19 protein-coding genes and 3 tRNA genes are annotated in these 23,368 nt (G+C 72.6%); 10 read left to right on the top strand and 12 right to left on the bottom strand.

All coding sequences use genetic code 11. From position 1 onward, the window contains the following. Positions 1 to 328: 328 nt before the first annotated feature. Positions 329 to 1,126 carry an SLATT domain-containing protein gene (locus tag HCC30_RS14795; RefSeq protein WP_169442976.1) on the bottom strand — a complete coding sequence of 266 codons (798 nt, stop codon included), beginning with the start codon at positions 1,124 to 1,126 and terminating at the stop codon, positions 329 to 331. 345 nt (positions 1,127 to 1,471) lie between these two features. On the opposite strand from HCC30_RS14795, the gene purD reads away from it, so the two are divergent. The 4 genes from purD (at position 1,472) to HCC30_RS14775 (ending at position 8,107) form a co-directional block, all read left to right on the top strand. Continuing rightward, positions 1,472 to 2,758, top strand: coding sequence for a phosphoribosylamine--glycine ligase (gene purD / locus HCC30_RS14790; protein WP_169442975.1), 1,287 nt, complete (start codon positions 1,472 to 1,474; stop codon positions 2,756 to 2,758). A 551-nt stretch (positions 2,759 to 3,309) separates the two neighbouring features. Further along, positions 3,310 to 5,124 (top strand): hypothetical protein, encoded by a 1,815-nt coding sequence (locus tag HCC30_RS14785; RefSeq protein ID WP_169442974.1) that lies wholly within the window; start codon positions 3,310 to 3,312, stop codon positions 5,122 to 5,124. Positions 5,125 to 5,602: 478 nt separating this feature from the next. Further along, on the top strand, positions 5,603 to 7,090 hold the full coding sequence (locus HCC30_RS14780; RefSeq protein ID WP_169442973.1) for a N,N-dimethylformamidase beta subunit family domain-containing protein: 1,488 nt from the start codon (positions 5,603 to 5,605) through the stop codon (positions 7,088 to 7,090). Between the two features lie 108 nt (positions 7,091 to 7,198). Then, the gene (locus HCC30_RS14775) at positions 7,199 to 8,107 is read left to right on the top strand and encodes a phosphoribosylaminoimidazolesuccinocarboxamide synthase (protein WP_169442972.1); all 909 of its coding nucleotides are present in this window, start codon (positions 7,199 to 7,201) and stop codon (positions 8,105 to 8,107) included. 100 nt (positions 8,108 to 8,207) lie between these two features. On the opposite strand, the gene HCC30_RS14770 is transcribed toward HCC30_RS14775, so the two are convergent. The 9 genes from HCC30_RS14770 to HCC30_RS14730 all read right to left on the bottom strand — a co-directional run bounded on the left by HCC30_RS14770 (position 8,208) and on the right by HCC30_RS14730 (position 14,530). Further along, positions 8,208 to 8,280: transfer RNA gene (locus tag HCC30_RS14770), tRNA-Gly, on the bottom strand. A 12-nt stretch (positions 8,281 to 8,292) separates the two neighbouring features. Continuing rightward, entirely contained in the window at positions 8,293 to 8,460 is a 168-nt protein-coding gene (locus tag HCC30_RS14765) for a hypothetical protein (protein ID WP_169442971.1), read from the bottom strand. A 333-nt stretch (positions 8,461 to 8,793) separates the two neighbouring features. Continuing rightward, the gene (locus HCC30_RS14760) at positions 8,794 to 9,390 is read right to left on the bottom strand and encodes a response regulator transcription factor (RefSeq protein ID WP_169443128.1); all 597 of its coding nucleotides are present in this window, start codon (positions 9,388 to 9,390) and stop codon (positions 8,794 to 8,796) included. Between the two features lie 539 nt (positions 9,391 to 9,929). Continuing rightward, on the bottom strand, positions 9,930 to 11,357 hold the full coding sequence (locus tag HCC30_RS28650) for a histidine kinase (protein WP_206323837.1): 1,428 nt from the start codon (positions 11,355 to 11,357) through the stop codon (positions 9,930 to 9,932). A 482-nt stretch (positions 11,358 to 11,839) separates the two neighbouring features. Further along, a complete protein-coding gene (locus tag HCC30_RS14750) occupies positions 11,840 to 12,646 on the bottom strand; it encodes an ABC transporter permease (RefSeq protein ID WP_169442970.1) in 807 nt (268 codons plus the stop codon). Next, positions 12,643 to 13,656, bottom strand: coding sequence for an ABC transporter ATP-binding protein (locus HCC30_RS14745; protein ID WP_169442969.1), 1,014 nt, complete (start codon positions 13,654 to 13,656; stop codon positions 12,643 to 12,645). Before HCC30_RS14745 ends, HCC30_RS14750 begins: the two co-directional genes overlap by 4 nt. A 178-nt stretch (positions 13,657 to 13,834) precedes the next feature. Further along, positions 13,835 to 13,907: transfer RNA gene (locus HCC30_RS14740), tRNA-Gly, on the bottom strand. 75 nt (positions 13,908 to 13,982) lie between these two features. Continuing rightward, a tRNA-Gly gene (locus HCC30_RS14735) sits at positions 13,983 to 14,054 on the bottom strand. A gap of 158 nt (positions 14,055 to 14,212) precedes the next feature. Further along, positions 14,213 to 14,530 carry an Lsr2 family protein gene (locus HCC30_RS14730; protein ID WP_169442968.1) on the bottom strand — a complete coding sequence of 106 codons (318 nt, stop codon included), beginning with the start codon at positions 14,528 to 14,530 and terminating at the stop codon, positions 14,213 to 14,215. Between the two features lie 359 nt (positions 14,531 to 14,889). On the opposite strand from HCC30_RS14730, the gene purS reads away from it, so the two are divergent. From purS to purL, 3 genes are read left to right on the top strand one after another with little or no spacing between them, the layout of a single operon-like run. Next, the gene (gene purS, locus HCC30_RS14725; RefSeq protein WP_169442967.1) at positions 14,890 to 15,147 is read left to right on the top strand and encodes a phosphoribosylformylglycinamidine synthase subunit PurS; all 258 of its coding nucleotides are present in this window, start codon (positions 14,890 to 14,892) and stop codon (positions 15,145 to 15,147) included. Beyond that, on the top strand, positions 15,144 to 15,821 hold the full coding sequence (gene purQ, locus HCC30_RS14720) for a phosphoribosylformylglycinamidine synthase subunit PurQ (protein ID WP_169442966.1): 678 nt from the start codon (positions 15,144 to 15,146) through the stop codon (positions 15,819 to 15,821). Before purS ends, purQ begins: the two co-directional genes overlap by 4 nt. Beyond that, a complete protein-coding gene (purL, locus tag HCC30_RS14715; RefSeq protein ID WP_169442965.1) occupies positions 15,821 to 18,094 on the top strand; it encodes a phosphoribosylformylglycinamidine synthase subunit PurL in 2,274 nt (757 codons plus the stop codon). The genes purQ and purL overlap by 1 nt, the downstream gene beginning before the upstream one ends. A gap of 75 nt (positions 18,095 to 18,169) precedes the next feature. On the opposite strand, the gene HCC30_RS14710 is transcribed toward purL, so the two are convergent. Beyond that, positions 18,170 to 18,670: a PH domain-containing protein gene (locus HCC30_RS14710; protein WP_169442964.1), complete on the bottom strand. Its 501-nt coding sequence runs from the start codon at positions 18,668 to 18,670 to the stop codon at positions 18,170 to 18,172. Positions 18,671 to 18,920: 250 nt separating this feature from the next. Between HCC30_RS14710 and HCC30_RS14705 the strand changes: the two genes are divergently transcribed. From HCC30_RS14705 to purM, 3 genes are all read left to right on the top strand, one after another. After that, entirely contained in the window at positions 18,921 to 19,775 is an 855-nt protein-coding gene (locus HCC30_RS14705) for a maleylpyruvate isomerase family mycothiol-dependent enzyme (RefSeq protein WP_169442963.1), read from the top strand. Positions 19,776 to 19,884: 109 nt separating this feature from the next. Further along, on the top strand, positions 19,885 to 21,447 hold the full coding sequence (gene purF, locus HCC30_RS14700; protein ID WP_169442962.1) for an amidophosphoribosyltransferase: 1,563 nt from the start codon (positions 19,885 to 19,887) through the stop codon (positions 21,445 to 21,447). A gap of 176 nt (positions 21,448 to 21,623) precedes the next feature. Next, on the top strand, positions 21,624 to 22,694 hold the full coding sequence (gene purM / locus HCC30_RS14695) for a phosphoribosylformylglycinamidine cyclo-ligase (protein WP_169442961.1): 1,071 nt from the start codon (positions 21,624 to 21,626) through the stop codon (positions 22,692 to 22,694). Between the two features lie 172 nt (positions 22,695 to 22,866). On the opposite strand, the gene HCC30_RS14690 is transcribed toward purM, so the two are convergent. Next, entirely contained in the window at positions 22,867 to 23,124 is a 258-nt protein-coding gene (locus tag HCC30_RS14690) for a DUF3073 domain-containing protein (protein WP_169442960.1), read from the bottom strand. Positions 23,125 to 23,368: the final 244 nt, after the last annotated feature.

The raw sequence follows: 23,368 nt of genomic DNA, 5'->3' as shown, positions 1-23,368 counted from the left end.
GCGGCCCACGACGTACGGGGCGGCCCGCCGACGGCAGTTGAGCACCCCGCGCCACGACGGCGCCGCACCCGACAAGGCACGCGCACCCGAAATCAGGGGCGCGGGGAACTGCGCAAAAGACCCCGGGCCACGAAGCACCCGCACCCGACATCGCACGGGCACCCGCACATCAGGGGCGCGGGGAACTGCGCAAAAGACCCCGGGCCACGAAGTACCCGCACCCGACATCGCACGGGCACCCGCACATCAGGGGCGCGGGGAACTGCGCAAAAGACCCCGAGCCGAACCGCACCCGCACCCGAGAACCACCGCACCCGCGAAGCAAAGCTCACCGAGGCCAGTCCGGCCGCCGCTGCCCCGGCATGTTCGGCCGCGTCCCCGGCGGCAGCAGAAACCGCGCCCCCGACCCCCCGCACTCCTCACCCCGCGGCACCCGCACCCCCGCGGACTGCGTCCGCAACGGCGCCGACCCCGCACGGAACTCCACCATCCAGTCCGCCGTCTCCGCCCGCACGATCTCCGAGACGTCCTCCGCGAACCGCCGCAGCACCCCGAGACACCGCTCGGCCGCCTCGGCGGCCGTCCCCTCCGTCGGCCCGAGCACCTCCCGGATGCTCTCGGTCGCCCAGTCGTAGCGCAGCGCCGTCAGCCGCCGCTGGACGGCCTGCGCGGTGGCGACGTTCCGCATCCACCCGGCCGTCAGCCCGAAGTACCGGTCCCCGCCGACGCACACGGCCGCGCCCAGCAGCGCCAGATACCCGCACGCACCGACCCCGCTCCCGACCAGACCGGCCAGCTCCAGCACCGGCAGCACCGAGCCCGCCGCCACCCCCGCCGCGGCACCGCCGCGCAGCACCCGCGCCCCCCGCCGCATCCGGGCCCGCTCGGCCCAGTGCCGGTCCACCAGCTCCAGCGCGCCCCGCTCCACCCACTGGTACAGCTCGTCCAGGCGTTCCGCGGGCTCGCCCCAGTCCCCGAGCGGGAACGTCCGGCCGAGCAGATCGCCGCGCGGCTGCTCGTCACCGTCCCCGTGCGGGACGTCCCGGCCGCGCCGGCCGCCGCTTCCCCACCCCCGGCCGCCCCGTCGTCCCCGGGGCCCTCCGGGCTGCATGTCAGACCGGCTCACAGCTCCCCCACTCCCAACTGCGGGCCACGGCGGGGCCCTCGACGACCACTCGAAGCGTCTTTCCTACCGCCATCGGTGGGATCGCATTGCTGCTTTCTCGGGGCTTCCGCCGCATTTCCGCCCGCACCAGGCCTCTGATCAGGTATAGGGCCGGGCCCCCGCACCGGCACATCTCACTCGAAAGAGGTCCCCCACCGCCCCGCGCCCCCGAACCGCCCCGTACCTCCCCGCACCACCCCGTACCTCCGCGAGCCGCCGCGTGCGCCCCGCCTGTGCCCCGGTGCCCCGCCCGCCCGCGAGCAGGGGCGGGGGAGGGGGCCGCGGATACGCCGTTAGGCTGCTCCTGTGCGAATCCTGGTCATTGGCGGCGGTGCCCGCGAACACGCCCTGTGCCGTTCTTTCTCCCTCGACCCCGAGGTCACCGAGGTGCACTGCGCGCCGGGTAACGCCGGGATCGCCGAGGTCGCGACGGTGCACACCGTCGACGCGCTCGACGGCGACGCCGTGGCCGCCCTCGCGCAGGACCCGCGCGTGGCCGCCGACCTCGTCGTCGTCGGCCCCGAGGCGCCCCTGGTCGCCGGGGTCGCGGACGTGCTGCGCGAGCGGGGCGTCCCGGTCTTCGGCCCGTCCGCCGAGGCGGCGCGGCTGGAGGGCTCCAAGGCGTTCGCGAAGGACGTCATGGCGGGCGCGGCCGTGCCCACCGCGCGCAGCTACGTGTGCACCACCCCGGACGAGATCGACACCGCGCTCGACGCCTTCGGCCCGCCCTACGTCGTCAAGGACGACGGGCTCGCCGCGGGCAAGGGCGTCGTCGTCACCGAGGACGTCGAGGCGGCACGCGCGCACGCGCTCGGCTGCGTCGCCCCCGGCGCGGACGGCGAGGCGGGCCGGGTCGTGATCGAGGAGTTCCTCGACGGGCCCGAGGTGTCCCTGTTCGCCGTCACCGACGGCACCACCGTCGTCCCGCTCCAGCCCGCGCAGGACTTCAAGCGCGCCCTCGACGCCGACGAGGGCCCCAACACCGGCGGCATGGGCGCCTACTCGCCGCTGCCCTGGGCCGACCCGAAGCTGGTCGACGAGATCCAGCAGACCGTCCTCCAGCCCACCGTCGACGAACTCGCCCGCCGCGGCACCCCGTTCTCCGGCCTGCTGTACGCGGGGCTCGCGCTGACCTCGCGCGGCGTCCGCGTCATCGAGTTCAACGCCCGCTTCGGCGACCCGGAGACGCAGGCCGTCCTGGCCCGCCTCAAGACGCCCCTCGCCGGGCTGCTGCACGCGGCCGCCACCGGCCGGCTCGCCGACTTCCCGCCGCTGCGCTGGAGCGAGGACGCCGCCGTCACCGTCGTCGTCGCCGCGCACAACTACCCCGGCACGCCCCGCACCGGCGACGTCATCGAGGGCCTCGACGAGGTCGCGGCCCAGGACGCCCCCGGCGCCTACGTGCTGCACGCGGGCACCAAGCGGGACGAGCAGGGCCAGGTGGTCAGCGCCGGCGGCCGCGTCCTCTCCGTCACCGCGACCGGCGAAACCCTCACCACGGCCCGCGACCGCGCCTACACCGCCCTCACCCGCCTCCACCTCCCCGGCTCCCACCACCGCACCGACATCGCATCCAAGGCAGCCGAGAACTGAAGAGACGCGCGCCCAAAGGGGCGCGGGGAACTGCGCGACCGACCACGATGGACGGGCACCTGGCGACGTGCGGGGATAGGGGGCGCGGGGAACTGCGCGACCAGCCACGGCGGACGGGCGCTCGGCGACGTGCGGGGATAGGGGGCGCGGGGAACTGCGCGACCAACCACGACACACCCGCACCCCGCGAAGCACGCACAAGGGCACCCCCGCCCCGCAACGGCCCCGCCCCCCGCGAAGCACGCCCCGCGGCACCCCCGCCCACGACAGCCCCCCGAAGCCGGCAAAGGGCCCCCGCCAGGACCCGCATAAGGGGACACCCCTGGCACCCCACCCCGACGCAAGACCTCTCCCCAAAGCCATTCCATCGAGTGACCGGCGCCCGGGGCGGCTGACGGCGGCCGATACCCCAACTAGTGTGCGGCGCACGGCGTGTGAAAGGGCCGTCGGCCAACCCTGACTGGCCCTGCGCGCGTTGCGGTGTCACTGCTCGGTGCAACAGTGGGGGAGTCGGAAGCCAGGAAGCCGGAGTGCCGGGAAGCCGTCCGGGGGTGAGCGAGCTCGTGGTTGGCCAGGAAGCAGACGCGCGGTCGGCGCGGTCCCATGCGCTCGCCGTGCTGCGCGTACGCGGCACGGCGACGGGAGCGGCGCTGCTGCCCGCGGCAGCGGCCGTCGTCCTCCTCGCGGGGGAGGCGACGGGCACGCTCGGCGCGGGAGCGGCCTGGGACGGCGTCCGCACGGCGCTGCTCTGCGTCGCCGTCGTCGCGCTCGTCCTCGCGGTGACGGTCGGCGCCGTCGTCGCCCGGGCCCGCCCCGCCGTCACCCCGACCGTCCAGGTCGAGGAGCGCGAGGCCCCCGACCTGTACCACCTCGTACGGGATCTCGCCCACCGCCTCGACGTCCCCGCACCCTCCGCCGTCGCGCTCACCCCCGACTGCGACAGCTGGCTGGAGGACCGCACCCACCCGGCGCACGCCGACGCGGCAACCCCCGGCCCGGCCAGGGGAGTTGAGCGGGCCGCGCCCGTCCTGGTGATCGGCTCCCCGTTCCTGTGGTGGATGCGCGTCGCCGAACTCCGCGCCCTGCTCGCCCCCGTCGTCGCGGGCACCGGCCCCTCCACGCACCCCGACATCGCGGCGGCCCGCCGCTTCGTCCGGGGGCTGGACGCCGCCGTCGCCGTCGCCGACCGCGCCCGCGGCCTCCGCGCGCTCCCGCTCCGCCTCGTCGGCCGCTGCGCCCGCCTGATGCTCCGCGCCGCCGGGCCGCACGCGGCCGAGATGGAACGCGGCGTCGCCATGGCCGCGTCCGAGCGGGCCCAGCACGTCGACCACGGGCTGCGGATCGTCGCCCAGGAGCAGGTCGGGCTCGCCTACGCGGGCTGGGACCGGCTGCTCACCCGGGTCGCGCTCCCGGCCTGGCGGACGGGCCGCTGGCCCTCCCGGCTCGACGCCGGGGTCGTCTCCGCCCTCACCGAACTCTCCCGCCGGGACCGCCTCGCCGAGGGCTTCACCTCCCGGCTCGGCGAACGCCCCGCCTGCGACCTGCTGGAGGACCCGGGCGCGGTGGACGCCGCGATCTCCCTGCTCGCCGCCCAGCTCTTCCACGCCGGCGCCCGCGAACCGGGCCCCGACTGGGCGCCGGTGGACTGGCAGGCGTACCCGGAGGAGGTCGTCGACCGCATCTGGCGCACCGAGGCGTCCCGCCTCTTCCGCGCCCTCGACGACACGGACGGCACGGCGGCCGACGGCACCGGGTGCGCCCCCGCGCCCGAGGGCGCGTACGCGGAAGCCCGCACCGGCGAGTACGCCCACGCGCACGCCGCGAGCTTCACGCGCGAGCACCGCCCCGCCGCACCCTCCGGCACCGGAGCGCGCCTGCACGGCCCCACCCTCGCCCGCGTCATCGAGGCCCTCGCCCACCCGGAGCCACCCGACGGTCCGCCCCGTGCCGAACCGGGCCCCGACGGCGGGAGCGGCACGTCCCCCGGCGCGGAGGCCGTCGCCGCCCGGGTCGCCGCCTCCACCGCCAGGGACGAGGCCGCGGACGGCGCCGGCGGCCTGCTCATACCCGGTGCCGGGGACGGTCCCGCGGCGCCGCTCGGCATGCCGCTCCCACCCCGCCGCGGCGGCGAGGAGTTGCTCGTCGGCCACGTCACCGCCGCCGTCTGCTGCGCCGCCGTCGACACCGGCGTCGCCGCCCCCGGACTCGACTGGCTGGACGGCCCCGTCCTCCTCGTCGACGGCGAACGGCGGAGCGACCTCGCGGACCCGGTGCTCACCCTCGTCGAGGACGGCGACGCCCAGCCCCTGCGCGACTGGCTCGCGGCCACGGGCGTCCGCCCCGACAAGCCCGTCCGCCTCGTCTGACCGCACCGCCCGCAGCACCGCCCCGCCGCGAAGTCCCGCCCCACCGGCCCCGGTTGCCGGAACCCGCGCCGGAGACGGACCCCGACCCCGGCGCGCGCCCGCCGCACGCACGGCGCGCGCCGGCCGCACCGCACCCCACAATCCGGCAGGGCGCTCCCCCGGGGCCCCGAGCTCCCGCCCCCCTCCGGACTCCATCACGGCAAACGGTGACGATATGCCTGCTTAATGTGATGTGCTGTGACAGTGACGGACAGCGGCACATAGCGATCACCACCTGCCAACCGGCCCGAACCAGGCGGTACATGGCAGAAATCGGCAAACCGCCCGCCGCACCGCCACCACGGAAGCAGGCACCGCCCCGAAGCGCCCGCCCCGGACGCCGAAGGGCCGCACAGCCGACGACCGCCGGGCGCCGCCGGCCCCGGCACGCAGGCCGCACAACCGAGGAGCGCAGCGGGACGAGGGAGGGGAGCCACAGGTGACCACGGAGCAGATCCGGCGCTGGGAGTCGGGAGCACTCGCGCACGCGGTGACCGACCCGTTCGGCCAGGGGCCAGTGCCCTGGCTGCGCGGCAGCGAGCACTACTTCGAGAACGGCCAGGTGGTCCCCTGGTACGTCGATTCCACCGACCTCGACCGGGTGCTCCCCGGCGGCCTCCGGGGAGCCTCCAGCGGCCCCCGCCTCGCCGACGACGTGCACTGCCAGATCAAGGGCTTCGCCGGCGACGGCGGCGGCACCGCACCCGGCGAATCCATCGACTTCCGCGTCACCGTCAGCCCAGCGCAGCCGTTCAGCATCGACATCTACCGCATCGGCCACTACGCGGGCGAAGGCGCCGTCAAGATCACCACCAGCCCCCGGCTGTCCGGCATCGAACAGCCCGAACCGCTCACCGCCGACCGCACCGTCTCCTGCCACCACTGGTGGCTCTCCTGGCGCCTCCAGATCCCCGACTACTGGTCACCCGGCGCCTACGTCGCCGTCCTCACCACCGCCGACGGCGAGCACCGCTCCCACATCCCCTTCACCGTCCGCTCCACCGACGCCGCCGACCTGCTGCTCCTGATCCCCGACATCACGTGGCAGGCGTACAACCTCTTCCCCGAGGACGGCCGCACCGGCGCCAGCCTCTACCACGCCTGGGACGAGACCGGCCGCCTCCTCGGCGAACGCGACGCCGCCGTCACCGTCTCCTTCGACCGCCCCTACGCCGGCTCCGGCCTCCCCCTGCACGTCGGCCACGCCTACGACTTCATCCGCTGGGCCGAGCGCTACGGCTACGACCTCGCCTACGCCGACGCCCGCGACCTGCACGCCGGCCGCGTCGACCCGTCCCGCTACCGCGGCCTCGTCTTCCCCGGACACGACGAGTACTGGACGTGCCCCATGCGCCGCGCCGTCGAGAAGGCCCGCGACAGCGGCACCGCCCTCGTCTTCCTCTCCGCCAACACCATGTTCTGGCGCGTCGAACTCGACCCGCTCCCCGGCGGCGCCGCCGACCGCCTCCTCTCCTGCCGAAAACGCCGCGGCCCCGGACGCGCCGCCCTCTGGCGCGAACAGGGCGAGCCGGAGCAGCAGTTGCTCGGCGTCCAGTACGCGGGCAAGGTCCCCGAACCGCACCCCCTCGTCGTCCGCAACGCCTCCCACTGGCTCTGGGAGGCCACCGGCGCCGGCGAGCACGACGAACTCCCCGGCCTCGTCGCCGGCGAGGCCGACCGCTACTTCCCCCGCACCCCGCTCCCCGAGCACACCGAACGCATGCTCCTCGCCCACTCCCCGTACGAGGACGAGCACGGCACCCGCCGCCACCAGGAAACCTCCCTCTACCGCGCCCCCTCCGGCGCCCTCGTCTTCGCCGCCGGCACCTTCGCCTGGTCCCCGGCCCTCGACCGCCCCGGACACGTCGACCCCCGCATCCAGCGCGCCACCGCCAACCTCCTCGACCGCATCTGCAAACGCGACTGACCCCGCACGCCCGGCCCGCACGCCCGGGGCCGGGCGAGAGGCGCGGACCGCGTACGGGAGAATCGGGGCTCCGACTGTCCGGCTTGGACGTAACCCCCGGAGGAACTGTTGTCCGGATTCGTGGAAAAGCCCGAACCCGCACAGGTGCCCGGCCTCGTGCATCTGCACACGGGCAAGGTGCGCGATCTCTACCGGAACGACGCCGGTGACCTCGTCATGGTCGCCAGCGACCGCACATCCGCCTTCGACTGGGTGCTGCCGACGGAGATCCCCGACAAGGGCCGCATCCTCACCCAGCTCTCCCTCTGGTGGTTCGACCAGCTCGCCGACCTCGTCCCGCACCACGTCATCAGCACCGACGTCCCCGCCGGCGCCCCCGCCGACTGGGCAGGCCGCACCATGGTGTGCCGCTCGCTCGACATGGTGCCCGTCGAATGCGTCGCCCGCGGCTACCTCACCGGCTCCGGCCTCAAGGAGTACGAGGAGAACCGCACCGTCTGCGGACTCGCCCTCCCCGAGGGCCTCCAGGACGGCTCCCGGCTGCCGGCCCCGATCTTCACCCCCGCCACCAAGGCCGCCGTCGGCGACCACGACGAGAACGTCAGCTACGAGGAGGTCGCCCGCCAGGTCGGCGCCGACACCGCGGCCCTCCTCCGCCAGACCACCCTCGCCGTCTACCAGCGCGCCCGCGACATCGCGGGGGAGCGCGGCATCATCCTCGCGGACACCAAGTTCGAGTTCGGCTTCACGCACGGCGACGAGCCCACCCTCGTCATCGCCGACGAGGTCCTCACCCCCGACTCCTCCCGCTTCTGGCCCGCCGACCAGTGGCAGCCCGGACGCTCCCAGCCGTCCTTCGACAAGCAGTTCGTCCGCGACTGGCTCTCCGGCCCCGAATCCGGCTGGGACCGCACCACCGAGCAGCCCCCGCCGCCGCTGCCGCAGCACATCGTCGACCAGACCCGCGCCAAGTACGCGGAGGCCTACCGCCTCCTCACCGGCCTCGACTGGGACTGACGCACACCACGAGCCCCGGGCCCGCGCGGCCCGGGGCTCTACTGCCTCCGGACACAACAAGAAGGGCCCCGGTCTTCCGACCGGGGCCCTTCTCTCAGAGAGCGGACGACGAGGCTCGAACTCGCGACCTCAACCTTGGCAAGGTTGCGCTCTACCAACTGAGCTACGTCCGCTTGCGTGCTCCACTATAGCCGACCGCGCACGGTGCTCCGACCACGCTCTGCCCGGCCGCCCTTGGCGCTGCCGCCGCCCTTCGCCCACTGGGTCCGCATCCGCTTCAGGTCGTCACTGAAGAGGATCGAGAGCAGCAGCGCGAAGCTGAGGACAAAGACGATCGCGGAGGACTCAGTCACGGGGGCGGGCTCCTAGTGCATCGGCGTCAGGACTGTCGGGTGACGTGGAGTGCGTGGACTGTGGCCTGCGCCACAGCGGTTGGGCTTCTCCCTATCGCTATCGGCCCGGACGCCCGCCGTCACGGATGTGAACGGCGTGTGCCGCGGACCAGTGTTCTGCCCTGCCCGAGCGCCCTCCAGGGCTCCCGCGCACGGCGTGCGACGGCGCAATACATGCACCCGACTCGTCGCCGACGGCGATCCGTACCCCGGATATGCAACCCAACTCCGTGTTCCACGTCACATCTTCGGCGTCCGGGGTTCGACCGCTCTTTCCCGATTCCTCCCGCCCCGCTACAGCCAGCCGCGCTCGCGAGCCATGCGGGCCGCCGTGTGCCGGTTCTCCGCACCGAGCTTCGCCGCGGCCGACGACAGGTAGTTCCGCACCGTGCCCGGCGTCAGCGACGCCCGCTCGGCGATCTCCGCGACGGGTGCCCCGTCCGCCGCCAGCTCCAGCACCTCGGCCTCGCGCGAGGTGAGCGGGGAGTCGCCGGCGGCGATCGCGTCCGCCGCCAGATCCGGGTCCACGTACCGCGTACCCGCGTGCACGGTGCGGATGATCTCCGCGAGTTGCTGCGCCGAGGCCGTCTTCGGCACGAAGCCACGCGCCCCCGCCGCCAGCGCCCGCTTCAGATGCCCCGGCCTGCCGTGCGAGGTCACGATCATGGTCCGGCACTCCGGCAGCAACCGCCCGATCTCCTGCGCCGCCTTCACCCCGTCCAGCCCCGGCATCTGCAGATCCAGCACAGCGACATCGGGCACCCGCGCCCGCGCCATCGCCACCGCCTCCGCCCCCGAAGCCGCCTCCCCCACCACGCTGAGGTCATCCTCCAACGCCAACAAGGCCGCCAACGCCCCACGAATCAAATGCTCATCATCGGCCAGGAGCACCCGAATCCGGTTGTGGGCGGTCTCGTCGGTCTCTTGGGGGGTGGGGTGCTCGGGCCGGCCGTCGGGTTTCTCGGGGCGGGGCAATGAGGAGGTCTCGTTCGGTGGGGAGTGGTGGGGAGTTGCGGATGCCGTCGGGGTGGTGGGGCGCTCGTCGGGTTTCTCGCCTTCGGCCAACGGGGCGGCCTTGTCCGGTGAGGGGCGGTCCGGGGCTGTGGGCGGCCTCGTGCGGGTGAAGTGCCCGTCCCGGCCGTCGGCCCTTTCGGCTCGGGGCAACGGGGCGGCCTCGTCCGGCGGGCCGCCCGGGTTTGCGGATGCCCTCGTGCTGGTGGAGTGCTTGCCGTGGTCGTCGGACTTCGCGGGTCGGGGCGACGGGGCGGCCACTTCCTGCGGGGATCGGGACGCCCCCGAGCCGGCGGAGCGCTCGTCCCGGGCGTCGGCCTTCGCGCCGCGGGCCAACAGGGCCGCCTCGTCCGCGTGTTGAACCGGACGGCCTCGTGGCTCGCCGGTCCGGGTGGGCTCGGTGGGGCTGGTGGGGTCGGTCACTGTGTCTTCTCCGCTGGTTCCACTGCGTCCGGGGCCGTCGACGCATCCTGTCCCCCGGGCACGTCCAGAGGCACCTCGGCCGTGAGCCGGAAGACCTCCGTGCCCGGAGCGGGGCCCGTGCCGTCGGTACCCGTGGCCACCGTGAGGGTGCCGCCGAGCGAACCGATACGTTCCCGCAGCCCCGCGAGCCCCGAACCGCCCTTCCCCGTACGGCCGGTGAGCCTGCCCGTCGCCCCGGGGCCCGGCTTGCCGGACCCGCTTCCGTCCCGTCCGCGTACGCCGTCGTTCTCCATCGTCAGCCGCGCCGTACCACCACGGGACGCACCGCCGCTCGGGTCCACGTCCACGCGCACGGTGCAGTACGAAGCGTCCGCGTGCATCAGCACGTTGGTCGCCCCCTCACGCACCACCCACCCCAGCGCGGCCTGCACGGGACCGGGCACCTCGACCGCACCGCGCCCGGCGCCTTCCCCGGGCCCGTCGCCGCCGTAGCCCTCCACGCGGCAGTCGACCCCGGCGGCACGCAGAATGCCGCGCGCGCCCGCGAGTTCGGTCCGCAGACCCGGGTCGCGGTAGCCGCGGACGACGGCCCGGATCTCCGTCTGCGAGGCCCGGGCCAGCTGCTGCACCTCGTCCATCTGCTCAGCGGCCGCGACCGCACCCGCCTCACCGCCGCGCGTCGCGAGCTGCGTCGCCAACTCGCTCTTCAACGCGATGGCGGACAGGTTGCGGCCCATCACGTCGTGCAGGTCCCGCGCGAAACGCAGCCGCTCCTCGGCCACCGCCAGCCGCGCCCTGGTGCCCTGCGCCGCGTCCAACTCCCGGAGCACGCTGATGTACCAGGCCGAACTGCGCGTGGTGAACACCGCCGAGGCCGTCGCCACCGCCAGCACCAGAAACGTTGCGATCACACTCGCAGGCCCCACCCCCGCCCACACGAGCGAGGACGCCGCGAGCAACGCGTAGGCCCCGAAGCTCAGCGCCGCGACCAAAGGCCGCACGACCAACCCGTACGTGACGGCGAACGGCCACGCCGTCGCGAACAGCACCAGCGCCGGGACCCCTTCGGCGTCCACCCCGTTGGTCGCGAACAGCACGGACATCAGCCCCAGCACGGCCAGCAGCAGAGCCGCCAGCACCGCCAGCCCCGCCACGGGTACGGGCCTCGTCCCCAGGTACGCGTCGACACAACGCTGCATCACCGCCGTCGCCAGCACACACTGCACGAGGCTCAACCCGCCGGCGACCAGGACCAGAACGAGCGGCTGCGTCCCCTCACGGACGTACGGCGTGGCCTGGAACAGGGCGCCGGCCACGATGATCCACGGCAGCGCGCCCAGCATCCAGCGCGTCGACGCCTCGACCTGCTCGCGGCCACTTCGCCGACGCCACGCACGGCGCTTCGCCAGTCCCCAGCCGATCACGTCCGCCCGCCTCCTCTCATCGCCCACTTCCGCCGCATCGGGGGCCCACCCCCACCCCTCCCAGAAACCTACGGCTCGGATCCGGCGCCGGCTCGGGTTCCGGAGTCGGTCCCGGCTCTGGTTCCGGTCCCGACTCAGGTTCCGGAAATCGGCTCCGACTCGGGATTCGGCGCCGCTCCCGGTCCCGACTCGGGCTCCGGCACCGGCCCCGACTCCGGTTTCGGGCCGGCCGCCTGCTCCCCAACCCGCGCCGCCGTGCGCCCGGCCTGCCCCGGGGCTCGCGACCCGATCCGGAGCGAGCCCCGCCCCGGAACGAGCCCCACAGCCCGCACCGAACGCCCGCCCCGCGCAGCCCGTACGAGCACCGCACCCAGCCTCGTACGCGCCCCCGCACCCGGCCTGTAGCCCGCCCCGCACCCACCCTCGTACGCGCCCCCCACCCCAGCCACCAGAGCACCCAGCCCCGGAGAGACGCCGAGGACTCACCTCCGCGGCTCCCACCGGAACCAGCGGCGTACCGCGAGCCCCGCGAGTGCTGTCCACACGAGTGCAACGCCCGTGGCCTTCAGTACGTCACCGCCGGTCATGCCGCCGACCCAGCCGCCGCGTACGAGTTCCGTCACGGGGGAGAGGGGCAGGTACGAGGCGAATGTGGCCAGGGTGTCGGGCAGTACCTCCAGTGGGACGACGATGCCGGAGCCGAGCATCGAGACCATGATGAGTGGCATGACCGTGAGCTGGGCCGCCTCCGGTGTGCGGGTCACGACTGCTGAGGCGGCCGCCATTGCCGTCATCATGGCCATCCCCAACACCAGCCCCAGCAGGACGAGTAGAGGCTGTGAGGGGGACGCCAGGGACAGTACGGCACCGCCTCCGCCGAGCAGTACGGCGCACTGCAGCAGGGCTATGACGGCCGACGGCAGTGCGGCGGCCGCGAGTATCTCGCCGTCTGTCGGTTCGCCCGTGCGCAGTCGCTTGAGTACCAGTTCTTCGCGCCGTACGACGTAGGTGCCGACGAGCGTCGCGTAGACGGCGAAGAGGAGGACGAAGCCGACGGACATCGGCAGGAGCACCGTGCCTGTGGTGAGCCCGGTGCCGTCCAGTTCCATCTGGCCGACCATCTGGCGCATCCCGACCGTGAGCAGGACGGGGGTGAACAGGGCGAGGAACAGGGCGGACTTGTTGCGCAGCAGCAGCGTCAGTTCGGCGCGGCCGAGGGCGAGGAGCCTGCGCGGCGAAGAGCCGCCCGTGACGCGTGCCCCGGGCTTGGTGGTCTCGATCGTGGTCATGCGCTCCGTACCTCCGCCTTGTCGTCCGAGCCCGTCCGTCGCCGTGCGGGCCGGCCCCGGCCCGCACCGGCGGACGGTCCGGTGTCGTCCCCCGCCGGGTCGTCCTCCGACTGCGCGATCTCCAGGAACGCCTCCTCCAGCGAGGCGGAGCGTGCCTGCAACCCCTCCAGTTCGACGTTCTTCTCCCGGGCCCACAGCAGGAGTTCGGTGAGTGCGTGCTGGAGCTGCTGCGTACGGATCTCGACGGTCTGTCTGCCTCCGCGTTCGCCGACCGCCGCGGGGACGGACAGGGGCAGCTGTTCCGGTGTGACGCCGTCCGGGAGGACGCAGCGGATGCGGGAAGGACGCTGTGCGACGACCTCAGCGGGTGTGCCGGAGGTGACGATGCGGCCGGTGTGCATGATGGCCAGCCGGTCCGCGAGCTGTTCGGCCTCCTCCAGGTAGTGCGTGGTGAGCAGAACGGTGGTGCCCTCGGCGCGGAGCTGCCGCACCAACTCCCAGGTGTCGCGCCGCCCTTCGGGGTCCATGCCGGTGGTCGGCTCGTCCAGGAACAGCACCTCGGGCCGGCCCAGCAGTGCCACCGCCAGGTCGAGCCGCCTGCGTTCGCCCCCGGAGAGCTGCTTGACCCGCACCTGTGCGCGCCGTCCGTCCAGCCCGACGAGGGCCAGCACCTCGGCGTACGGGCGGGCCTCGGTCGTGCAGCCCGCCCACATCCGCACCGTCTCCGTCACCGTCAGCTCGGAGGGGAAGCCGCTCTCCTGGAGCATCACACCCGTACGCGGGCGGACGGAGGCGCGCTCGGCGAACGGATCGGCCCCCAGCACCCGCACCTCACCGGCGCTGGGCGCGGCCAGCCCCTCGAGGAGCTCGACGGTGGAGGTCTTGCCCGCGCCGTTGGTGCCGAGCAGGGCGAAGATCTCGCCCTGGCGCACGGAGAAGGAGATGCCGCGCACGGCCTCGAAGCCCTGCGCGTAGCGCCGCTTCAGTCCGACGGTCTCGATTGCGTCCATGCCTCCAGCTTTCCGCCGGGAGGCGCGGGAGGGCAGTGCGAGCTGTCATGGGTGTGAATGACGAATGTCATCGGCGCAGTCGAGGGGGACTGTGACGACGGCCACGCCCCGGGTCAGGATCACGTCCGGGCACAACGAGAAGGGCCCCGGTCCGAAGACCGGGGCCCTTCTCTCAGAGAGCGGACGACGAGGCTCGAACTCGCGACCTCAACCTTGGCAAGGTTGCGCTCTACCAACTGAGCTACGTCCGCATGCTTCCACCCGGCTCTCACCGAGTGGCGCGTCCCCTACCGTACCTGATCGTTTCCGATGGTCCGGAAGGTGAGAGCGGGTGACAGGGATTGCACACTGCGCCTCCCCCTTGGAAAGGGGGCGCTCTACTACTGAGCTACACCCGCACGCTCCGGGAGGTGTTTTCCCCTCGCGGCGTGCTCCAGACTTTAGCCGATCACCCGGGGTGCATGGCAAGTCGGCTTCTGCGCCGCCCTCCTGAGCCCCGGTGCGCGCCTCACGCCCGCGGCCGTGGAGGCCCCGCACCGCCCCCGCCGGGGCGCCGTCAGCCCGCCGCGTTGAAGGCGTCGTAGACCTTCTTCGGGATGCGGCCGCGTGCCGGGACCTCGAAGCCGTTGGACTCGGCCCAGGCACGGACGGCGCGCGGGTCGGGGGCGACGGAGGTGCGGTGGAAGGCCTTGCCCGACTTCGCCCGCTTGCGCCCGGCCTCGATGAAGGGGGCGAGTTCCTCGCGCAGGCTCTTCGCGTTCTCCGCGTTCAGGTCGATCTCGTACGTCTTCCCGTCGAGTCCGAAGAGGACCGTCTCCGAGGCTTCTCCGCCGTCGATGTCGTCGGAGAGTGTGACCACTACGCGCTGGGTCATGGATATCGGTCCTTCCGTCAGGAACACGAAAGGGATCACTTCACATCCTCGCATCGGGAGGAAGATATACGAGCGATCCGGTTGTTGAGGGTCAATGCCTTTTCTATTGAGCGGCGCCCGCTATTGCGGGGCGGGAGGGGAATATTTCTTCCCGGGCTGCCCTGCCGTAATACGGACCCTACGTTTTCCCGGGCGATTTTCCCAGTGGCTTGTGCCGGCAGGCGTCGTGAGCTCGGCATATCCACACATATCAACGCGCGTAGATTTCTCGGACGGGTAGGCTGGGCGCCGCGTTGCCGCGCACCGCGCAGGCAGTACGCGTCAGCGGTCAAGCACCACCCACATCACCGGGAGTACCTGTGGCTCGCGTCGTAGTCGACGTCATGCTGAAGCCCGAGATCCTCGACCCGCAGGGGCAGGCAGTCCAGCGCGCGCTGCCGCGTCTCGGCTTCGAAGGCATCGCGGACGTCCGTCAGGGCAAGCGTTTCGAACTCGAGGTGGAGGGCCCCGTCGGCAGCGACGAACTCGCCCGTATCCACGAGCTGGCCGAGACCTTCCTCGCCAACACCGTGATCGAGGACTTCACGGTCCGCGTGGAAGAAGGAGCCCGGGCGTGACGGCCCGGGTCGGTGTCGTCACCTTCCCCGGCTCGCTCGACGACAGCGACGCCCGGCGCGCGGTCCGGCTGGCCGGCGCCGAGCCGGTGGCGCTGTGGCACCGCGAGGCGGATCTGCGGTCGGTCGACGCGGTCGTGCTGCCCGGCGGCTTCTCCTACGGCGACTATCTGCGGTGCGGCGCGATCGCCCGTTTCTCGCCCGTGATGGAGACGGTCATCGAGCGCGCGAAGGCGGGAATGCCGGTGCTCGGGATCTGCAACGGCTTCCAGGTGCTGTGTGAATCCCATCTGCTGCCCGGCGCGTTGACGCGTAACGACCATCTGCACTTCGTGTGCCGCGATCAGAAGCTCCGTGTCGAGAACGCGAACACCGCGTGGACGTCGGACTACGAGCAGGGGCAGGAGATCACCGTCCCGCTCAAGAACGGCGAGGGCGGTTACGTCGCGGACGAGCGGACGCTGGACGCGCTGGAGGCCGAGGAGCGGGTCGTCTTCCGTTACCTGGACGGCAATCCGAACGGCTCCCGGCGCGACATCGCCGGCATCACCAACGAGGCCGGGAACGTGGTCGGCCTCATGCCCCACCCCGAGCACGCCGTCGAGCTGCTGACGGGCCCGACGACCGACGGGCTCGGCTTCTTCACCTCTGTCCTCAAGAAGCTGGTCAACGCCTGATGACTGACGCGAGCACGAGCAAGCCCGTCCTCGACACCGTCGAGCACGCGGCGAAGACGCCCGGCACCGAGCAGCCGTGGGCCGAACTCGGCCTCAAGCCCGACGAGTACGAGCGCATCCGCGAGATCCTCGGCCGCCGTCCGACGGGCGCCGAGCTGGCCATGTACTCGGTGATGTGGTCCGAGCACTGCTCGTACAAGAGCAGCAAGGTGCACCTGAAGCAGTTCGGCGAGAAGGCCCCCGAGTCCGACGCGATGCTCGTCGGCATCGGCGAGAACGCGGGCGTCGTGGACGTCGGCCAGGGGTACGCGGTCACCTTCAAGGTCGAGTCGCACAACCACCCCTCCTACGTCGAGCCGTACCAGGGCGCCGCGACCGGTATCGGCGGCATCGTGCGGGACATCCTCGCGATGGGTGCCCGTCCGGTCGCCGTGATGGACCCGCTGCGCTTCGGCGCGGCCGACCACCCGGACACCAGGCGGGTGCTGCCCGGCGCGGTCGCCGGCATCGGCGGCTACGGCAACTGCCTGGGCCTGCCGAACATCGGCGGCGAGGTCGTCTTCGACTCCTGCTACCAGGGAAACCCCCTGGTCAACGCCCTGTGCGTGGGTGTGATGAAGCACGAGGACATCCACCTCGCGAAGGCGTCCGGCACGGGCAACAAGGTCATCCTCTACGGCGCCCGCACCGGCGGCGACGGCATCGGCGGTGTCTCGGTCCTGGCGTCCGAGACCTTCGAGAGCGAGGGTCCGGCGAAGCGTCCGGCCGTGCAGGTCGGTGACCCCTTCCAGGAGAAGCTGCTGATCGAGTGCACCCTGGAGGTCTTCCAGGAGGAGCTGGTCGCCGGTATCCAGGACCTCGGCGGCGCCGGTCTCTCCTGCGCCACCAGCGAGCTGGCCTCGGCCGGTTCCGGCGGCATGCGCGTCGAGCTGGACACGGTGCCGCTGCGGGACTCCTCGCTCTCGCCGGAGGAGATCCTCATGAGCGAGTCCCAGGAGCGGATGTGCGCGGTCGTCGAGCCGCAGCACGTGGACCGCTTCCTGGAGATCTGCGAGAAGTGGGACGTCATCGCCACCGTCATCGGTGAGGTCACCGAGGGCGAGCAGCTGGAGATCTTCTGGCACGGCGAGCAGATCGTCGACGTCCCGCCGCGTTCGGTGGCGCACGAGGGCCCGACGTACCACCGGCCCTACGCGCGCCCCGAGTGGCTGGACGCGCTCCAGGCGGACGACGCCGCGAAGCTCCCGCGCCCGCAGTCCGGTGACGAACTGCGCGCCGCCGCGCTGGCGTTGGTGTCCTCGCCGAACCAGGCGTCGAAGGCGTGGATCACCGACCAGTACGACCGTTACGTGCTGGGCAACACGGTGCTGGCGCAGCCCGAGGACGGCGGCATGATCCGCGTCGACGACGAGACGAACCTCGGCGTCGCGGTGGCCACCGACGGCAACGGCCGGTACGCCAAGCTCGACCCGTACACGGGCGCGCAGCTGGCGCTGGCGGAGTCGTACCGGAACGTCGCGGCGACGGGCGCGAAGCCGCTGGCCGTCACCGACTGCCTCAACTTCGGCTCGCCGGAGGACCCGGCGGCGATGTGGCAGTTCGCCGAGGCGTGCCGCGGACTGGCCGACGCCTGCCGGGAGATGGGCACGCCGGTCACCGGCGGGAACGTCTCGCTGTACAACCAGACGGGCGAGACGGCGATCCACCCGACGCCGGTCGTCGGCGTCCTCGGTGTGATCGACGACGTGACGCGGCGTACGCCGATGGCGTTCGCGGAGGAGGGGCAGCTGCTGTACCTCCTGGGCGACACCAGGGAAGAGCTGGGCGGCTCGGCCTGGTCGCAGGTCGCGCACGGGCACCTGGGCGGCCTGCCGCCGGCCGTGGACCTGGAGCGGGAGAAGCTGCTGGCCGAGATCCTGATCGCCGCCTCGCGCGACGGCATGATCGACGCGGCGCACGACCTGAGCGACGGCGGTCTGATGCAGGCGCTCGCCGAGTCCTGCCTCAAGGGCGGCAACGGCGCGCGGGTCGTGGTGCCGGACGGCATCTCGCCGTTCGTGCTGCTGTTCTCGGAGTCGCAGGGCCGGGCCGTGGTGTCGCTGCCGCGCAGCGAGGAGGTCCGGTTCAAGGACATGTGCGGTGCGCGGGGCATGCCGGCCGCGCGGATCGGCGTCGTCGACGGCGACGCGATCGAGGTGCAGGGCCAGTTCAGCCTGCCGCTGGCGGAGCTGCGCGAGGCGCACGAGCGCACGCTCCCGGAGCTGTTCGGCTGAACGGCCCGGCCGCGTACGGGCGTTGAGACGCGCCGAGGGCCTCCGGTACGTACCGGAGGCCCTCGGCCCGTGTGCTCAGAGCTGGTGCTGTTCCTCGTCCACCGCGCGGTAGATCTCGGCCTTGAAGTGCTCGGGCTGCGGTACGTGCCGCAGCGTCATCATCCCGTGCTCGGAGGCGGACTGGATGGTCAGCGTGCCGTAGCGCATGATCCGCTCCCACAGCGTGGCCTTGAAGCCGACGTCGTTGACGCGGGCCAGGGGGATGCTGCGGCTGGTCTTGGTGAGGAAGCCGCTGCGCTTGTAGATCCGCTTGGTGGTGAGGATGTACAGCTTGCTGCGCCACTTCAGCAGCGGTACGAGCCAGTACTTCAGCGAGGCGAGCAGGCCGAGCCCGACGATGATGTAGAAGGCCGTGGCCGACCAGTCCTCGCCGCTGGGGACGATCCACACGAGCACGGCCGCCGCGACCCAGATCAGGCAGAGCACCACGAACTCGCTGACCATCTCGGTCCAGTGCTGCCGCGTGACATGCACGAGCTGTTCGTCGTCGGCGAGGTAGCGCTCCGCGATAGCCATGCCAGGAATCCTGGCACACCCCCGCCGCCCGGCGGCAGAGCCGATTCCGGGCGGGCGGCGCGGCCCGCGGCGGCCAACACCCGGTGCACGCCGTCCCGTTGCGCCCGCACCCTCCGCGTACCCGCGCGACCCCACCGTCCGAAAATCGCCGTCCGGGGGCGCCCGCGCCGTTCCGGGACGGGGCGTGCGCCGGGGTGTGCGGGGTGGAGCGGCGGCGTGGGTGTCGTGGGGAGGGCCTAATCTCGTAGGTATGCCGTCCGCCAAACCCGCCAGAGCCGGTCAGAACCACTCCAGCCGTGGGAAGCCCCGCGCGCACGACCCGGCGAGGATCCGCAAGGCGCTCATCGGCCAGGTCGAGGCCGTGGCCGAGGCCGCGCACCGGCTCACCCCCGAGCAGCGCGCTCTGCCGTCCGGGCTGCCCGGCTGGGACGTTCACCATCTGCTGGTGCACATCGCGCTCCAGACGGACGCCGTGCCCCGGCTGCTGGCCGGCCCGGCCGTTCCGGCGGGCGCGAGCGCGCAGGCGGGGGTGCTGGAGTGGGCGCGCGCGTCCTCGCACCCGCCGGGGGTGCCCGCGGTGCCGGACGGCGCCCCCGAGGCGGCCGGCGAGGCGGCGACGACGGAGGACGGCGCGGCCCGGCTGGACGAGGCCGTGGCGCAGCTGGAGCCGGTGCTGGAGTCCGCGGTGCGCGAGGACGTGCTGGTCTCCACCCGCCTCGGCGTGATGCGGATGCTGGACTTCACGGTGACGCGCCTGGTGGAGCTGGTGGTGCACAGCGACGACCTGGCCAGGGCCACCGGCGCGCCGGTCACGCTGGACCGCCAGGCCCTGGCGGTCACGGTCCGGCTGCTCGCGGACCTGCTGGCGGTGCGGGCGCCGGGCGGCGCGGTGGAGGTCCGCGTCCCGCCGTTCGCGGTCGTGCAGTGCGTGGAGGGCCCGCGGCACACCCGCGGTACCCCGCCGAACGTCGTGGAGACCGATCCGCGCACCTGGCTGCGGCTGGCCACGGGGCGTACGCGGTGGGCGGACGCGGTGGCCGTCGGCGCGGTGTCGGCGAGCGGCGAACGGGCCGATCTGACGGGGCAGTTGCCGGTCCTGGGCTGATCCGCGCGGCCCCCGCCGATCATCACCCCAGGTAGCGACGGCGTCACCGCCCCCGGGGGCCCGGTCCCCGATTCTTCCCCCGCACGGCACCTGGCCTAGACTCGATGTCGTGCCACGTGGTGACGGACGACTCAACCACGACCTGCTCCCCGGCGAGAAAGGTCCTCAGGACGCCTGCGGCGTCTTCGGGGTCTGGGCTCCGGGCGAAGAGGTCGCCAAGCTCACATACTTCGGACTGTACGCACTGCAGCACCGCGGCCAGGAGTCCGCGGGCATCGCAGTCAGCAACGGGTCCCAGATTCTGGTCTTCAAGGACATGGGGCTGGTCTCCCAGGTCTTCGACGAAACCTCCCTCGGCTCGCTCCGCGGTCACATCGCGGTGGGCCACGCCCGGTACTCGACCACCGGCGCCTCGGTGTGGGAGAACGCGCAGCCGACGTTCCGCGCGACCGCGCACGGATCGATCGCGCTGGGTCACAACGGCAACCTGGTCAACACGGCCGAGCTCGCCGAGCTCGTCGCCGAGCAGGCCGCGGCGGGGAACGGCCGGGCCACCCAGGTCGCGGCGACCAACGACACGGACCTCGTGACGGCCCTGCTCGCGGGCCAGACGGCGGACGACGGCAGTCCGCTGACCGTCGAGCAGGCGGCCCCGGTCGTGCTGCCGAAGGTCAAGGGCGCCTTCTCCTTCGTCTTCATGGACGAGGGCACGCTGTACGCGGCGCGGGACGCGCAGGGCATCCGCCCGCTGGTCCTCGGCCGCCTGGAGCGCGGCTGGGTGGTCGCGAGCGAGACCTCGGCGCTGGACATCGTCGGCGCGAGCTTCATCCGGGAGATCGAGCCCGGCGAGCTGGTCGCCATCGACGAGGACGGCCTCCGCTCCACACGCTTCGCCGAAGCAAAGCCGAAGGGCTGCGTCTTCGAGTACGTCTACCTCGCCCGTCCGGACACGGACATCGCGGGCCGGAACGTCTACCTCTCGCGCGTCGAGATGGGCCGCAAGCTCGCCAAGGAGGCGCCGGCCGAGGCGGATCTGGTGATACCCACGCCCGAGTCGGGAACCCCCGCCGCGGTCGGGTACGCCGAGGCGAGCGGCATCCCCTACGGCTCGGGCCTGGTCAAGAACGCCTACGTCGGCCGTACGTTCATCCAGCCGAGCCAGACGATCCGGCAGCTGGGCATCCGGCTGAAGCTCAACCCGCTCAAGGAAGTCATCCGGGGCAAGCGCCTGGTCGTCGTGGACGACTCGATCGTGCGCGGCAACACCCAGCGCGCGCTGGTGCGGATGCTCCGCGAGGCGGGCGCGGCCGAGGTCCACGTCCGGATCTCCTCGCCGCCCATCAAGTGGCCGTGCTTCTTCGGCATCGACTTCGCCACCCGCGCCGAACTGATCGCGAACGGCCTGTCGGTCGACGAGATCGGCAAGTCGCTGGGTGCCGATTCCCTGGCGTACATCTCCATCGACGGCATGATCGAGGCGACGACGATCGCCAAGCCGAACCTCTGCCGCGCCTGCTTCGACGGTGAGTACCCGATGGAGCTCCCCGATCCGGAGCTGCTCGGCAAGCACCTGCTGGAGTCCGAGGTGGAGCACAGGGCCAAGCCGGACGCCGACGGTGTCCAGACGCTGACCGCCGGAATCGGCGGCGGGGACGCACTGCGCCGCCCGTAGCCGCGGCAGCCGCCGGCGGCCCGGGCTTCTGGCCCGGGGCTGCCGGGCCCGGCCCGTCCGGTGATCCGCGGTACGTCCCGGCACCTGCGTGAGGCAGCGGTGTGGCTGCCCGCCGCCGTCCCCTCCGTGGCCGTCAGCCGTCAGCCGTCCGTAACGACGACAGAAAAGACCCCGTCATGCCAGAAACCCCTGCGCCCGCCAGTTACGCCGCCGCCGGTGTCGACATCGAGGCCGGAGACCGCGCCGTCGACCTGATGAAGAAGTGGGTGCGCACCGCGCAGCGCCCCGAGTCCGTCGGTTCGCTCGGCGGCTTCGCCGGCCTGTTCGACGCCAGCGCGCTGAAGAACTACGAGCGCCCGCTGCTCGCCTCGGCGACGGACGGCGTCGGCACGAAGGTCTCGCTCGCGCGCCGGATGGACCTGCACGACACGATCGGCCACGACCTGGTCGCGATGGTCGTGGACGACCTCGTCGTCTGCGGCGCCGAGCCGCTGTTCATGACGGACTACATCGCGGTCGGCAAGGTCGTCCCCGAGCGCATCGCGCAGATCGTGAAGGGCATCGCCGAGGGCTGCGTGCTGGCGGGCTGCGCGCTCGTCGGCGGCGAGACGGCCGAGCACCCGGGCCTGCTGGGCGAGGACGAGTACGACGTCGCGGGCGCGGGCACCGGCGTCGTCGAGGCCGACCAGGTGCTGGGCGCCGACCGCGTCCGCAGCGGCGACGTGGTGATCGCGATGGCCTCCTCCGGCCTGCACTCCAACGGCTACTCGCTGGTGCGCCACGTGCTCCTGGAGCGCGCGGGCCGGTCGCTGGAGCAGCGGGTGGAGGAGTTCGGCCGGACCCTCGGCGAGGAGCTGCTGGAGCCCACCAAGATCTACTCGCTGGACTGCCTGGCCCTGGCCCGTACGACGCAGGTGCACGCCTTCTCGCACATCACCGGCGGCGGCCTGGCGGGCAACCTGGCCCGGGTCGTCCCCGAAGGGCTGCACGCGGTGGTCGACCGTTCGACCTGGGCCCCGGGCCCGGTGTTCGACCTGGTGGGCCGCGAGGGCGACGTCGCGCGCGAGGAGCTGGAGAAGACGCTGAACATGGGCGTCGGCATGATGGCGGTCGTCCCGGAGGACTCGGCGGACGCGGTGCTGCGCACCCTGGCCGAGCGCGGCGTCGACGCCTGGACGGCGGGTCGGGTCACCGAGCGGGCAGGGCAGCCCGAAGCGGTGACCCTGACCGGTGACTATGCGTCCTGACCTGGCAGCACGAGGCGACGGTGCGAGGGCGGGCGGCGCGTTCGGCGCTCCCGCCGCACCGTCGGCGGCTTCCGGAGATGTCAGCGGTTGATGTCAGTGGTGCCGACGAAAAGCCGTGAACAGCACAGAACCCGGCCCGGCCGAGGCCGGACCGGGAAGTGTCCTGTGGACGTCAAGCGTGACGTCGGTGCGACTGCGAGGAAGACGAGGAGTCCCGCTCGTCCTCTTCCTCGTCGTCGTTGTACTGGTCCGCGTACTTCGCGTACGGGTCGTCGTCCAGCTCGTCCTCGAACCGGTCACCGTTCGGAGACTGGTTCGACGGCGTTGCACCCAGCTCCTCAGCCAGGCGTGAGAGGTCCGTCCCACCGCTGTTGTACTTCAGCTGGCGGGCGACCTTTGTCTGCTTGGCCTTGGCCCGGCCGCGCCCCATGGCTCGACCCCCTCAACGACGGGGCTCGACGGCCCCAGAGTCTTGACACGCGTTCATGATTCAGAGCGGTCTCCCGAGTAGGCAGACCGGTCCGTAGGACTTCAACGGTACCTGCTTCCGCGGCCGTACGGTACGTCGCCCGCACGACACGGCAGCCCAGCCGTCTGTTTGCTGACCCTTGCTTCGCTGGTCAGCGGTGATTTTACCGTCCTGTTCCGGACCGACCCGCCGAGGGGTCGTGAGA

The sequence above is a fragment of the Streptomyces sp. HNM0574 genome (assembly GCF_012726235.1).
GTDB lineage: Bacteria > Actinomycetota > Actinomycetes > Streptomycetales > Streptomycetaceae > Streptomyces.
This window is presented reverse-complemented; position numbering and strand designations above follow the sequence as displayed.

Coding starts and splice junctions, on each gene's coding strand:
- HCC30_RS14750 (WP_169442970.1), bottom strand. CDS start 12,646: ATGACCACGATCGAGACCACCAAGCCCGGGGCACGCGTCACGGGCGGC.
- HCC30_RS14745 (WP_169442969.1), bottom strand. CDS start 13,656: ATGGACGCAATCGAGACCGTCGGACTGAAGCGGCGCTACGCGCAGGGC.
- HCC30_RS14730 (WP_169442968.1), bottom strand. CDS start 14,530: ATGACCCAGCGCGTAGTGGTCACACTCTCCGACGACATCGACGGCGGA.
- purL (WP_169442965.1), top strand. CDS start 15,821: ATGACTGACGCGAGCACGAGCAAGCCCGTCCTCGACACCGTCGAGCAC.
- HCC30_RS14710 (WP_169442964.1), bottom strand. CDS start 18,670: ATGGCTATCGCGGAGCGCTACCTCGCCGACGACGAACAGCTCGTGCAT.
- HCC30_RS14705 (WP_169442963.1), top strand. CDS start 18,921: ATGCCGTCCGCCAAACCCGCCAGAGCCGGTCAGAACCACTCCAGCCGT.
- purM (WP_169442961.1), top strand. CDS start 21,624: ATGCCAGAAACCCCTGCGCCCGCCAGTTACGCCGCCGCCGGTGTCGAC.
- HCC30_RS14690 (WP_169442960.1), bottom strand. CDS start 23,124: ATGGGGCGCGGCCGGGCCAAGGCCAAGCAGACAAAGGTCGCCCGCCAG.